This is a genomic window from Mucilaginibacter sp. CAU 1740 (genome assembly GCF_039839285.1).
Classification (GTDB): Bacteria; Bacteroidota; Bacteroidia; order Sphingobacteriales; family Sphingobacteriaceae; genus Mucilaginibacter.
Map to the genome: position 1 here is coordinate 352,912 of NZ_JBDOQS010000005.1, position 12,184 is coordinate 365,095.

Genomic DNA, 12,184 nt, shown 5'->3' on the forward strand with positions numbered 1-12,184 from the left:
AGAATCAATTTCAATGCACTTTCCAATGTTTAAACGTCTTATTATATTATTATGACCAGGGCAATAAAAAATGATAAAGATCATATTATAAGCATATTAACAAAATCCTTCGATACCAATCAAAGTGTAAACTATATAGTTTTGCAGGGCCATAAAAGAGAAGAAAGGATTGCAGCATTGATGGACTATTCCTTCGAGCTCTGTTTTTTATTCGGTGACGTCTGGCTTTCCGATGACCGGTCCGCCTGCGCGCTCGTAATGTATCCGCATCGGAAAAGAATAACCCTCCGGAGCATTATACTTGACATCAGGCTTATCTGGCAGGCGATAGGGCTCCAAAACATCAAAAGAGCCATTGACCGTGAAAACAAAATAAAGGCGAAACAAACCAAAGATCCGATGGCATACTTATGGTTCATCGGCGTAGACCCGCAGTTCCAGCAGCAGGGCAGAGGAAGCCGGCTTATGGCGGATCTTATTGCCGACGCCCGGGAAAAAGGCACCTCCTTCTTTCTGGAAACATCCACACCGGAAAACATTCCCTGGTATGAACGATTCAATTTTAAAATTTATGAACAGCTTGACTTAAGCTACATCTTATACTTTTTAAAACAATAAGTTCGGCATTTCCACCACCTACCTTTCCTACAATACCATGCTGGTTTTTGGCACACAGATTCATATCGTAACCTTTGTTTTCATTCTGCTGGAAACAGGAATGTTAATATTCCAGTTTTCTTACTACCTGATCCGACCGGAGGATAAAAACAGGCTCCGGTACCTCATCCTGTTAATTTTACTACTGCTTTATAACGTGACCGGTGGTCTATTCCCCGACCCCAAGCTTAAACTGAACATCCCGATCCAGGAAATGATCGCCTACGGCAGCGGATTTTTAATGGCCTCTTACTTTCCTTTTTATTTTTACCGGACATTCGATCTCCAACGATTGCGATGGCATGCATTATTTGGCGTCCCGCTATTCCTGATGGCCCCCTATCTTATCTTTTTTATTGTAGTTTACGGGATTTACGGCAACCTCAATGTCAGTATAAAATATGGCATGATCATTCCTTTCCTCTACGCGCTGGTATTGCTTTGGGCGATGTTTCGGGCAATACGTCAAAAACATAAGCAAAACAGGGATGCCAGGCAGTATCTGGAAGAAATCATGATGTATCTGGCCATTAGCCCCTGGGCGTCCCTGACGGTTTTCGGGTTTGTGGAAGAAAGCCAGATTGTGGAAGTATTGTTCACCAATACGGGCATAATCGCCGTGAGCTTTTTGTTTATATGGCAATCGATAAAAAACACCCGTGACGAATACCGACGGCTATTAAACCTGTCGCAATCTACTACTCCACAATCGCTGGAGCAAAACGCCCGCATTTACGGACTGACTAAAACAGAACTCGAAATCATACAATATCTGAGGAGCGGAATGAGCAACAGGGAAATCGCCGAAACTTTATTCATATCAGAAGAAACCGTCAAGAAACATCTGTACAACACTTTTAAAAAAACAAATGTAAAAAACAGACAGGCGCTGATACACAAGCTGCAAATGTATCATACATAATTCAATAGTGAAAATTCACCGTCAAATTACCACTTTTTTAGTAGCGTAATTACACTTAATTGGTATTCCTACACACTTTCATCCATCCTATTTTTGCCTGTCTGCCAATCTGAAACAGCAGAGTAGCTTATGGGAAAAATCTACCTACCCTATTCAATGTGATAATTGTAGCCAGTTAACGGGCGTTGAAGGGGCATTAATCAAATATCAGAAATATGTTACAAAAGTTAAATCCCGGGTTATGGGAACCATCCAAAGTTCATCCCGGATTCCCTGATTTATTTCTTCATTTTTCGAAACTGACTTGCGAGTACCTGGGTAAAAAAAACATTTTGTTTAAGGGAGGGTCGCTATGCGCAATGGAATGAAATTTACCTATCCCTTTGGTTGGCTCGATGAACTGGCCGAAGTTATCATGAATCCCGAAAAAAATAAGGCTCTCGCGCTGACGCCGGATGACCTGTCGCATATCCGGGAACGGCTACCCGGAGAGTTTGGTAACATCAGGGAGACTCTTAAAAACCAGACGTTCGCCCTTTATTCCAATGAGAAGATCAAGGTGGTCGCCGGACACTATGACCAGGCTATCCGCCTGCTAATGCAGCAGATGCGCATTAACCTGGCGCTTTATCCTCCTGAAGACTTGTTAAGGGACACGGCTCAGCTGTTATTGGATCACCTGAACGAATTCAGCCAGAGCATGCATCAGCGTTACCAATCCACAGACGGTGAAACATCACTTGCAGACCAACCCGAACTACAGCCGATATACAAGGTTCTCTGCCGGCTCAGCGTCGACCAGATAGCGATCATTTTAAAGGCGGCTGACGATATCAAACTGGTAATCAGCCGGTCATTCAGCCAGGTACTCAAAAGTATCGTTCCATATCTCTCAACCCAGCGATTTGAGAACTTCTCCTGGAAAAGCGCACGCAGCAGCACTTATAAAATGGAAAATAATGATAAAGAAGCGGTCATTGGAATTCTCGAAGCTTTAATCAGAAAGGTCCGGGAGTACGGATAATGCGAGCCTGATAATTTCCGCCACTTTAGTTCGGATAAATTCAACAACATCAATAGAAGATCTGTAAAAAAGCCTCTCATGTAGAGGCTTTTTTGGTACCTGATAATTCCCGAAAATGACATCGTCGATTAAAAAGATAGCATTTGCGGGTAATGTTGGATGAGCAAATTGTACAAATAATTTCGATGACTTTATCATCCTGAAACTCATGTCCTATCAGGGCCCATAATATATCTACCGATCCACACATCAGCAGCCTGATATCCCCTGCTCGAGCCGGCCCACTCGGACGCGCACGCCACCCAATAACTACGCTACGTGAAAATGCCTAATCTGAGCGAATTATTGCGCAACAACAAGAACACAACAGACTCATTTTCAGAAGGCTTCAACAACTACAGAAAGGGTGCAATATTATATTGAAGTTTTTGCCTATCGTCCAATGCGGCAATTTTGTATCAACGAACGGCAGGCAATCTGCCCAATTACGATCAGATACAAATAGTCTAAGAAATGAATCATTTACTCCATCAAATTACCTGGCATCAATACTTGACTGCCACCTTCACAGCGGCCATCGTGTATTATGTTTTTATCGGCTGGAAATATTACCGCAGCGAGATCAGCTTAATTTTCAATCTCCTGACCGGCAAAAAAGATGACCGGAACGAGCTACCCGCCGCACTGCAATACCAGGGCGAAGAAAACCAGTCAGCCGAAATACCCTCCACGGCGATACCGGCATTTGAAAAACAGGAAGACGAACCTTTCCAGGGCGCTGCCCGCAGCCTCGCCAACCGCCTGACCGGATGTATCGATGAAGCTGCGGATGAACCTTTCGCCCCCGATAAACTCATCATCAAACTCAAAAAGATACTTAACGACCATCCCGATGTCGCGGCAACGCCCGAGCGGGAAGCGATCAACGCACTCATCGTCAGCGAATGCGAAAAAACAGGCACGGCACTGCTGAGCAGAATTGAAGTGGATATGTGGTGGAGCGTTTAGCACGCCGTGCCCTTTCCCTGGCCCCGCGACCTGCGGGGCCCTAATGGGAACTCAACTAAATCAAAATACTGCTGCCCCGGCCCCGTGCTGTAGAGCCATGACTGGATAAGAATGGGTTACGGGCGCAGCAAATTTCCCGCCCCTCCCGATCACCCTCGGGAGCGGGTAAGGGAAACCCATGCCCAAATTTTAACAACAAACGATACGTGAAATGGAAAAGTGCAAAAGAAAATCGTGGGGCAAAGCCCTGAAAAGAACCGCGCTGTGCGCAGTACTCATTACCAGCTGCCTCTTGGCCGATGCCCAGGATGGCAATGCCGGCATCCAGCAGGCCAACACCCAGGTAAGAAGTTATTTTGAAAGCGGCACCAACCTGATGTACGCCATCGGTGCCATACTCGGACTGATCGGTGCCGTCAAAGTTTACTCCAAATGGAACGCCGGTGACCAGGACACCTCTAAAGTAGCCGCCGCCTGGTTCGGCTCCTGCATCTTCCTGGTCGTGGTTGCTACCATCATCAAATCATTCTTCGGCTTATAAACCAACGACTATGAAAACGCTACTCATCGGCAAACTGCACAGCTATATGGTGCAGCACCATACCGACCTGCTCATCGCCTTACAGGAAGATCATCGCCTGAGCCACTATTTAGGCAGCAAAGTGGATTCCATCAGCGGACTGATCGAAGAACTGCAAAAAGAGAACCGCCCGGGTTATGTCATCGAAGCCTTATGCCTCGAAGAACTTACCCGTGACCTTCGCCCGTCCCGCTTCAGCTGGATGCGCGAACTGCTGGAGGATGAGTTCCCGGAAGCCTACCAGCAAATGAACCGCAGCGGCATCCTAACCTACGAACTGATCAACCTGACCGGTGCCTGCGAACCCATTTTCGACGTCTTCGGCTTTGGCGAAGAACACGAGGATCTGCCCGCCCTGCGCGATGCCGTCACCGGTATGATCGCTGAATACCTCGAAAACCAACAACCCGAAAACTAAGCAGGCATGGCATTCAATTCCCTCCATAAACTCCGAGACAATATCGAAGCCATCCGCATCGCACTGGCTTACCAACCCGGTGATATCTTATCGCCGGATGCTATTGCCACCTTGCGGCAAAACACCTGGAAAAATTAAAAAAAACATGAACAACAGCATTTACACCATTAACAAAGGCATCAATAAAAGTATCGAATTCCGGGGCCTAAGGGCACAATACATCTGGTATTTCGCCGGTTTGGTACTCGGGCTGATGATTGTCTTCGCCTGCTTATACATTTTCGGTGCGGGCTCGCTCATCTGCTTTACGGTATGTGGTTCTACCGCCGCCTTTGGCAGTATTAAAATCTTCGCGCTCAGCCGAAAATACGGAGAACATGGCCTCATGAAAGCCATGGCCCGCAAGCGCGTCCCCCGCGTCCTCAAATCCTACGGCCGCCGCTTTTTCCAGCAGTTAAACGATAAGGAGGTACAACGATGAATAAATTAAGAGAACCGGTTATCTATAGTTTCGATCAGATCAGTTACGTGGTGGATATTGAGAACCAAGTGCTACGACAAACAGATGCGCCCGAGAAAGAAATATCATTTATTAATCAAATGACCGATTTCGGTGACCACTACCTGCTGGCCTGGGATGAACAAAACAAAATTCCGGCAACCGATCCTGAGAAAGCAGAACCCTATATCATCCCCCCGCTGATTGAACTCGATCCCGAGGGTATGGCTGCCAGGTATGGGCTAAGCCCGGAGCAATTAGCAGGCAGGACGGATTTCGATGTCATGGTTGACCAGGAAGCGTTAAAGGCGCGTCAAAACGGAACCCTTCCACAGATCGATATCGCCGGCGAAAAATTCATTGTCGATCTCCGTTTGCAGGAACTGCGACACGCGGAATATTTCTTCCCGGTCATCAGCCTGAAATCATTGGAGATAACCGATGACGGCTGGCATTACGAGGCTTTTTATGAACCCATCATGAAGCAGGTAGTACAACTGGATCCGAAGCTGACTGAGTTTCCCAACGGTATCATCAAGATCAGGCTTCCCAATGAGATCGGGCTTGATCCGGTCGGAACGGCGCGCATCTATGGTATGGCAGAACGTGACCTGCTGCGCCGGTATCCGATACAAAAAGAACTGAAAGCAGAAGTTATCCCGCTCAGCGAAACCTATGTCCCACGCCTGATCCGGGAAAACCGGGAACAACTGCAACGCGAGCATGAGCAAATTACCCGGCGCATGCGGCCAGGCAAAAGGCCGGGATTTTAAAGGGGCAGACCAGTGAACGTGAAAGAGATTTGAGATGGAAAAACAACTGAAAGATATATTACCGATCCTGGGCATTGAAAACGATGCCATCCTGTCCAAGCAGGGCGAGTTTACGCTCGCTTTCCGCATCAGCCTGCCGGAAGTTTTTACGTTATCCGATGAGGATTACGAAAACCTGCACCAGGCCTGGGTAAAAGCCATCCGGGTTTTACCCAAAGACAGCGTACTGCACAAACAGGACTGGTTCCTGAAAAAGCAGATTAGGCCTGCCGCGGAAGCTAAACGCCCGACATTTTTAGGTGAAGCCAGCGACCGCTATTTTACCGGGCGGGAATACCTGGCGCATGACTGTATCGTTTACCTGACCCGCAAGCCGCAGGCGCGCAAACCATCCAGTTCCCTGTTTTCTAATCTGATCCGGCCGACATTAGTGCCTCGTGATATGCTTGGCGCACAGGCTGTGCGTGAATTCCGTGATACGGCCACCCAATTTAAACGGCTGCTGGAAGACACCCGATTGATCACCGTGATAGAAGTGGGTGCAGGCGACCTGCAAAGCCAGCTGAAATCGACCGGGCTGATCGAGCGTTATTGTTTCCTGGCGGAAAAGGAAGGCCGACAATTATATCAGGATATTGCTTTTGGCGATGCTTTAAAAATCGGGAACCGCGAAGTCGCTATTTATACCCTCGGCGATACCGAAAGCCTGCCCGCACACTGCGGGTCAAGGCTAACTTATGAAGCCTACTCCACCGACCAAACCAAGTTCCCGGTCAGCTTTGCCGCCAGGCTCGGCTTATTGTTAAATACCAGCCATGTATATAACCAGTATATTTTTGTAGGCGATGCGCAGGCAACATTAAAACAACTGGAAAAGAAAAGACTGCGGTTGCAATCTTTGTCCGCCTATTCGCGTGAAAATGCCATTGCGCTGGACGCGACCAATGATTTCTTGAACGAGGCCATCAGCCAGCAGCGCTTACCGGTTAAAGCGCATTTCAATGTGATGGTTTGGTCGGCTGACCGGGAAGAATTGTTGGTAAAAGGCAACCAGGTCTTATCCGCTTTAGCCGCGATGGATGCGTCAGCTAAACCGGAAACCGATGGCGCGGCGCAGATCTGGTGGTCGGGCGTCCCCGGCAACGCCGCAGACTTTCCTGTAAACGATACGTTTGATACTTTCGCCGAACAGGCAGCCTGCTTCCTGAACCTGGAGAGCAATTACAAAACGGCAAAATCCTCTGAGGGCATCCGCTTTTGCGACCGACTTTCGGGCCGGCCGGTTTACGCCGACCTCTTTGATGCTCCGCGCCACGAGGGTATTACCTCCAATATGGGTACGCTGGTTTGCGGCACGTCGGGCGGGGGCAAATCCATGACCGTTAACCATATCCTGCGTTCGCTTTATGATCAGGGCGCGCATTGCGTAACCGTAGACATCGGTGGCAGCTATCTCGGTTTATGCGATACTTTAAAAGGCTATTATTTTACCTATACCGAAAGCGCCCCCATCAAATTCAACCCTTTTTATTTATCCAAAGGCGAAGTGCTGGATACCGAAAAAAAAGAAAGTTTAAAAGCGTTGCTGGTGTCCCTATGGAAAGGAGAGAACGAAACATTTAACCGGGCGGAATATGTGGCTTTATCCAACGCTTTGCAGGGTTATTATGAATTTTTAGCACAAAACGCCCCGGTATTCCCCGGCTTTAACTCCTTCTACGAGTACCTTGAACGCGATTATCGTGGGGTACTCCAGTCGCACCGCGTGAAGGAAAGTGCATTTGATATGGATAATTTCCTGTATGTATTACGCCCGTACTACAAGGGCGGCGAGTTTGATTACCTGCTCAATGCGAGTGAAAACCTCGACCTGCTGAGCCAGCCTTTTATCGTGTTCGAACTGGACCAGATCAAGGACCATCCCATACTCTTCCCGGTGGTTACGCTCATCATCATGGAACTGTTCATCTCCAAAATGCGAAAGCTGGCGGGTGTACGTAAAGTGCTGACCATTGATGAAGCCTGGAAAGCCATCGCCAAATCCGGCATGGCCGAGTTCCTGCGCTATGCCTTTAAAACCATCCGGAAATTCAACGGCATACCCATCGTGATTACCCAGGAACTGGAGGATCTGGTTTCCTCACCGATCATCAAAGATGCCATCATCAATAACGCGGACATCAAGATCCTGATGGATATGCGCAAGTTCCAGGGCAAGTTCGACAAGCTGCAGGACACGCTGGGCCTGTCTGATAAAGGCAAAACCATCCTGCTGTCGGTCAATAAGGATAACCGCGAAATTTTTATTGATATCGGCGGGCAAATCATGAAAGTGTACAAAAATGAACTCTGCCCCGAGGAATACTATGCTTTTACCACTGAAGGCAAAGAACGTGTACAGGTGCAGGAATTTGCCCGCAAACATGGTAGCATCGAAGCCGGTATCGCCGCTTTGGTCGCCGAAAAAAAACTAACTAAAGCTACCTCATGAAAAAGAAAATTTCCATAATACTCTGCCTGGTGGTATTGCTCCTGGCAGCGCGACGGGCAAACGCGCAGATACCGGTGGTCAACGTGGTTTCCGGACTGATCAAAAAAGTGATCGTAGCCATTGACCTGGGTGTGCAGCGCCTGCAGAACAAAACCATCGCACTGCAAAACGCCGAACAGCAGATCGAGAATACGCTGCACTTGAACAGCCTCCGGGATATTAACGGCTGGCTTGATAAAGAGCGGAACCTGTACGCCGGTTATTATCAAGAATTGGCGCAGGTCAAAAAATTGCTGGCGGATTACCAAATGGTGAAAGATGTGATCACCCGCCAAAAGCAATTACTCTCTGAATGCCAGCGGGCCAGCGTGCTGTTCAATAAAGACGCTCATTTTTCAGCCGGGGAACTCCGCTATATGGCCACGGTCTACGACGGTATTTTGCAGGAGAGCCTGCGTAACCTGGAAGCCGTAACCACGGCAGTCACGGCATTAACGACCCAAATGGATGATGCCGACCGCTGGCTGCGGATCGACCAGGCGGCAAAAGCCATCCAGCTGAACCTGGATCATTTGCGCCAGTTCAACCGGCAGAATGTATTGCTCAGCCTAGCCCGTTCCAGGGATGCGCTCGACCGTTCCGCCGTACAGCAGCTTTACGGGCTCAGCCATTAATTGACACTTTAAACAGATACCATATGAAAACCAAACTTTGCTTAGTACTTATCTTTTTCAGCGCCGGGATGACGGCAGGCCGTGCAAACGCGCAATCCTATTCCTTAGGTGACCTTTTCGGGCAGCAGGGCAAAAAAGAAAAACTGATGGCGGCCCAGGTGGGCGGAATCTACACCTACGTCAGCGCCCTGAAAAGTGGCTACAACATCATGCACAATGGGCTTAACCTGGCCGATGAACTGAAAGGCGCGACTTTTGGCCTGCATACGGGTTATTTTAATTCCCTGCAACAGGTCACTGTAGTTCAGCAAAACCCAAAGGGCAAAGCTGTTACCGATCTGTATAAGGAACTCAGCAACCGTTTAAACTCGGAGATCAGCTGGCAAAAAAAGAACGAGTTACTCAAACCTGCCGAACTGGCCTACCTGGAAAAGGTTGCAAAGAACCTGATCAAGCTGGCAGGCCAGGATATGGCTGAATTAAATGACGTCCTAACCCAGGGCAAATTACAGTTGACCGACCAGCAGCGGTTGGACCGGCTGGATAAGATCTATGCGGGCATGAAGGATAAAGCTGCGTTTGCCGCTTCTTTTGCGGCAAAAACCCATTCGCTGTCACAGAACCGCCAGCGCGCCAAAGCGGAAAACGAACAAATCCGGAAACTTTACGGCAATCCCCAACCATGAAAAAGCAGCTTAAATTTATCGTGCTGGGCCTGGCGTTCGCCTGCTCCGCACCGCTCCAAAGCCGGGCACAATCCGTAGCTGATTGTATCGAGCAACTGGTACTGGATTACCAAAAACTGGCCGGGTTGAAAAGCGTCCTTTCGCAAATGCACTCCGGTTATGAGGTGTTGAGCAAGGGTTACGGCGCGGTCAAAAATGTGTCACAGGGTAATTTCTCTCTGCACCAGGCTTTTTTGGACGGCCTTTTACTGGTCAGCCCGGCTGTCCGTAAATACCCGCGGGTGGCAGATATTATCAGCGACCAGGCCACACTTTTCAGCGAGTACAAAAACGCGGCAAAACGCTTCAACAGCTCAGGCAGGTTCTCGCCCGAAGAATTGCAGTACCTCTCCGCTGTTTATAGCCAGCTCGTCGATGCCAGCCTGAAAAGCCTGGATCAACTCGGAATGGTCATGAGCGACAGCCAGCTACGGATGAGCGATGCGGAAAGACTGGCGGCAATCGACCGTATCTTCCTCGACAGCCGAAACCAGCTGAGTTACCTGCGAAAGTTCAATGACCAGGCCGGGCAAACGGTTCGCCTGCGCGAAAAGTCGGCCGGAGATAAGCAAACCATCAACAGCCTTTACGGCATCAACCCTTAACGATGAAAAAACATATTTTGATTATTGCAATGCTGGCCGTTTGCGCCAGCTTGTTGCCGCAGCCTGCCCATGCCGAAGGGGTTGCAGATGACCTGCACAGCCTGCAGGGCGTACTTTCTCAACTCTACCAGCAAATGCTGCCGCTCTGCCAGGGTATGATCGGCGTGGCACGTGCCATCGGTGGCTTTGCCGCACTTTGGTACATTGCCGCAAGGATCTGGAAACATATCGCGGCAGCTGAACCCGTAGAGGTCTATCCGCTGTTACGTCCTTTTGCCCTGGGCGTTTGTATCGCTGCCTTTCCTGCGGTGCTGGCTTTAATGAATGGCGTGCTGCAACCCGTGGTGACCGCCACGGAAAACATGGTTTCCCGTTCCAATGCAGCCATCGCCTACCTGACTTCCCGGCCGGATGATGATAACGATCCTTTGCCGGCAGGGCAGCAAAATGCCGACCCTGACAAATGGTACCAGTACAGCCATCCCGACAATTCCAGCCCCGACGGCTCATCAGGAAATCCGATCTCCGATGCCTTTTCCGGCTGGAGTATCAAGAACATGGCGCGTAAATGGATCGCCGAGGTGCTGAACGTATTGTTCCAGGCGGCGGCGCTCTGCCTCGATACCATCCGGACGTTCAAGCTGATCGTACTGGCCATATTAGGCCCTCTTTGCTTCGGGCTGAGCATATTCGATGGCTTCCAGCATACGCTGAAGCAATGGCTGGCGCGGTATGTCAATGTTTTTATGTGGCTCCCGGTCGCCAATATTTTCGGGGCGATCATCGCCAGGATCCAGGTGAATATGATCACGCTCGCCCAGAGCGGGCAGTTGCAGGGCAATGAGTTCGGCAATACCAATACCGCTTACCTGATCTTTTTGGTCATCGGTATCCTGGGATATTTCACCGTACCCGGCATAGCCAATTACATCATGAACGTCGGCGGCCATGCTTTGTTCAATAAAACCTCGGCCATGGCCTCCATGGCGGTTTCATACATCAGCGGCTCGGTAATGAAAAACGCCTTTGCTTCCAGTTCGCAAACCAACCATCAGCAAAGCAGCGCCAAACAAACACAGCAGAATACTTACAACACGGAAAAGCTGAAAGGCTCGCCCGGTAAATCTCAATAACCATGTTCAAAAAACTCAAAAATATCGAAACGGCTTTTCAGCACATCCGCGCATTTACCATCGCGGTGATTGCCTGCGCCTTCCTGGGTATCGGCTTCACCGTTTACCAAAGCCACCGGCTGATCGCGACTATCCAAAGCCGTGTGTATATCCTGTTCAACGGCAAAGTGCTGGACGCCGTAGCCGCCGACCGGAAAGATAACGTCGCCGTAGAAGCCCGCGACCATATCAAAACGTTCCATGAGCTTTTCTTTACCCTGTCACCGGATGAAAAGGCGAACAAAGCGAACCTCGGTAAAGCGCTTTACCTTGCAGATGAAACCGCTAAACGTGCCTATGATAACCTGAGCGAAAGCGGTTACTATGCCAACATCATTTCCGGCAATATCAGCCAGCAACTGCAGATCGACAGCATCAACATCGACCTGCGCAATTACCCTTACGCCTTTAAATGTTACGCGACGCAAAGTATCATCCGCACCAGCAGCACGGTAACCCGCAGCCTGGTCACCTCCGGTGAGTTGCGTAACGTTGGCAGGAGCGATAATAACCCGCACGGGTTCCTCATCCAGCGCTGGTCAACATTGGAGAATACGGATATCAAGGTCGTCAACCGCTAACGGTTAGGCGTTCCCGAACGCATTAAAAAAATAAAAACTCAAAAAATAAAGATCA

The 12,184-nt window shown here is 49.2% G+C and carries 15 protein-coding genes; all 15 read left to right on the forward strand.

What is annotated here, in order from left to right:
* Nucleotides 1-51: 51 nt before the first annotated feature.
* The gene (locus AAFN85_RS13825; protein ID WP_347527987.1) at nucleotides 52-618 is read left to right on the forward strand and encodes a GNAT family N-acetyltransferase; all 567 of its coding nucleotides are present in this window, start codon (nucleotides 52-54) and stop codon (nucleotides 616-618) included.
* Nucleotides 619-655: 37 nt separating this feature from the next.
* On the forward strand, nucleotides 656-1,579 hold the full coding sequence (locus AAFN85_RS13830; protein ID WP_347527988.1) for a helix-turn-helix transcriptional regulator: 924 nt from the start codon (nucleotides 656-658) through the stop codon (nucleotides 1,577-1,579).
* A 364-nt stretch (nucleotides 1,580-1,943) separates the two neighbouring features.
* Nucleotides 1,944-2,603 (forward strand): hypothetical protein, encoded by a 660-nt coding sequence (locus AAFN85_RS13835; protein WP_347527989.1) that lies wholly within the window; start codon nucleotides 1,944-1,946, stop codon nucleotides 2,601-2,603.
* 513 nt (nucleotides 2,604-3,116) lie between these two features.
* Nucleotides 3,117-3,611 (forward strand): hypothetical protein, encoded by a 495-nt coding sequence (locus AAFN85_RS13840; RefSeq protein ID WP_347527990.1) that lies wholly within the window; start codon nucleotides 3,117-3,119, stop codon nucleotides 3,609-3,611.
* 211 nt (nucleotides 3,612-3,822) lie between these two features.
* Nucleotides 3,823-4,152, forward strand: coding sequence for a DUF4134 domain-containing protein (locus AAFN85_RS13845; RefSeq protein ID WP_347527991.1), 330 nt, complete (start codon nucleotides 3,823-3,825; stop codon nucleotides 4,150-4,152).
* A gap of 10 nt (nucleotides 4,153-4,162) precedes the next feature.
* On the forward strand, nucleotides 4,163-4,609 hold the full coding sequence (locus AAFN85_RS13850; RefSeq protein WP_347527993.1) for a hypothetical protein: 447 nt from the start codon (nucleotides 4,163-4,165) through the stop codon (nucleotides 4,607-4,609).
* Between the two features lie 6 nt (nucleotides 4,610-4,615).
* Nucleotides 4,616-4,747: a hypothetical protein gene (locus AAFN85_RS13855; RefSeq protein WP_347527994.1), complete on the forward strand. Its 132-nt coding sequence runs from the start codon at nucleotides 4,616-4,618 to the stop codon at nucleotides 4,745-4,747.
* A gap of 7 nt (nucleotides 4,748-4,754) precedes the next feature.
* A complete protein-coding gene (locus AAFN85_RS13860; protein WP_347527995.1) occupies nucleotides 4,755-5,090 on the forward strand; it encodes a DUF4133 domain-containing protein in 336 nt (111 codons plus the stop codon).
* Entirely contained in the window at nucleotides 5,087-5,881 is a 795-nt protein-coding gene (locus AAFN85_RS13865) for a hypothetical protein (RefSeq protein WP_347527996.1), read from the forward strand. Before AAFN85_RS13860 ends, AAFN85_RS13865 begins: the two co-directional genes overlap by 4 nt.
* A 34-nt stretch (nucleotides 5,882-5,915) precedes the next feature.
* Nucleotides 5,916-8,372 (forward strand): TraG family conjugative transposon ATPase, encoded by a 2,457-nt coding sequence (locus tag AAFN85_RS13870; RefSeq protein WP_347527997.1) that lies wholly within the window; start codon nucleotides 5,916-5,918, stop codon nucleotides 8,370-8,372.
* Nucleotides 8,369-9,046: a conjugal transfer protein TraI gene (locus AAFN85_RS13875; RefSeq protein ID WP_347527998.1), complete on the forward strand. Its 678-nt coding sequence runs from the start codon at nucleotides 8,369-8,371 to the stop codon at nucleotides 9,044-9,046. Before AAFN85_RS13870 ends, AAFN85_RS13875 begins: the two co-directional genes overlap by 4 nt.
* Before the next feature lie 23 nt (nucleotides 9,047-9,069).
* On the forward strand, nucleotides 9,070-9,732 hold the full coding sequence (locus tag AAFN85_RS13880; RefSeq protein WP_347527999.1) for a hypothetical protein: 663 nt from the start codon (nucleotides 9,070-9,072) through the stop codon (nucleotides 9,730-9,732).
* Nucleotides 9,729-10,376: a TerB family tellurite resistance protein gene (locus AAFN85_RS13885; RefSeq protein ID WP_347528001.1), complete on the forward strand. Its 648-nt coding sequence runs from the start codon at nucleotides 9,729-9,731 to the stop codon at nucleotides 10,374-10,376. Before AAFN85_RS13880 ends, AAFN85_RS13885 begins: the two co-directional genes overlap by 4 nt.
* A gap of 2 nt (nucleotides 10,377-10,378) precedes the next feature.
* The gene (gene traJ, locus AAFN85_RS13890) at nucleotides 10,379-11,509 is read left to right on the forward strand and encodes a conjugative transposon protein TraJ (RefSeq protein WP_347528003.1); all 1,131 of its coding nucleotides are present in this window, start codon (nucleotides 10,379-10,381) and stop codon (nucleotides 11,507-11,509) included.
* A 2-nt stretch (nucleotides 11,510-11,511) separates the two neighbouring features.
* Nucleotides 11,512-12,129, forward strand: a complete 618-nt coding sequence (traK, locus tag AAFN85_RS13895; protein WP_347528005.1) for a conjugative transposon protein TraK — start codon at nucleotides 11,512-11,514, stop codon at nucleotides 12,127-12,129.
* Nucleotides 12,130-12,184 lie beyond the last annotated feature (55 nt).

What these genes read in the sequence shown, in the direction of transcription:
- AAFN85_RS13850 (WP_347527993.1), top strand. Translation starts at nt 4,163, where the DNA reads ATGAAAACGCTACTCATCGGCAAACTGCACAGCTATATGGTGCAGCAC.
- traJ (WP_347528003.1), top strand. Translation starts at nt 10,379, where the DNA reads ATGAAAAAACATATTTTGATTATTGCAATGCTGGCCGTTTGCGCCAGC.
- AAFN85_RS13845 (WP_347527991.1), top strand. Translation starts at nt 3,823, where the DNA reads ATGGAAAAGTGCAAAAGAAAATCGTGGGGCAAAGCCCTGAAAAGAACC.
- AAFN85_RS13870 (WP_347527997.1), top strand. Translation starts at nt 5,916, where the DNA reads ATGGAAAAACAACTGAAAGATATATTACCGATCCTGGGCATTGAAAAC.
- AAFN85_RS13865 (WP_347527996.1), top strand. Translation starts at nt 5,087, where the DNA reads ATGAATAAATTAAGAGAACCGGTTATCTATAGTTTCGATCAGATCAGT.
- AAFN85_RS13875 (WP_347527998.1), top strand. Translation starts at nt 8,369, where the DNA reads ATGAAAAAGAAAATTTCCATAATACTCTGCCTGGTGGTATTGCTCCTG.
- AAFN85_RS13830 (WP_347527988.1), top strand. Translation starts at nt 656, where the DNA reads ATGCTGGTTTTTGGCACACAGATTCATATCGTAACCTTTGTTTTCATT.
- AAFN85_RS13825 (WP_347527987.1), top strand. Translation starts at nt 52, where the DNA reads ATGACCAGGGCAATAAAAAATGATAAAGATCATATTATAAGCATATTA.
- AAFN85_RS13840 (WP_347527990.1), top strand. Translation starts at nt 3,117, where the DNA reads ATGAATCATTTACTCCATCAAATTACCTGGCATCAATACTTGACTGCC.
- AAFN85_RS13880 (WP_347527999.1), top strand. Translation starts at nt 9,070, where the DNA reads ATGAAAACCAAACTTTGCTTAGTACTTATCTTTTTCAGCGCCGGGATG.
- AAFN85_RS13835 (WP_347527989.1), top strand. Translation starts at nt 1,944, where the DNA reads ATGAAATTTACCTATCCCTTTGGTTGGCTCGATGAACTGGCCGAAGTT.
- AAFN85_RS13860 (WP_347527995.1), top strand. Translation starts at nt 4,755, where the DNA reads ATGAACAACAGCATTTACACCATTAACAAAGGCATCAATAAAAGTATC.
- AAFN85_RS13885 (WP_347528001.1), top strand. Translation starts at nt 9,729, where the DNA reads ATGAAAAAGCAGCTTAAATTTATCGTGCTGGGCCTGGCGTTCGCCTGC.
- traK (WP_347528005.1), top strand. Translation starts at nt 11,512, where the DNA reads ATGTTCAAAAAACTCAAAAATATCGAAACGGCTTTTCAGCACATCCGC.
- AAFN85_RS13855 (WP_347527994.1), top strand. Translation starts at nt 4,616, where the DNA reads ATGGCATTCAATTCCCTCCATAAACTCCGAGACAATATCGAAGCCATC.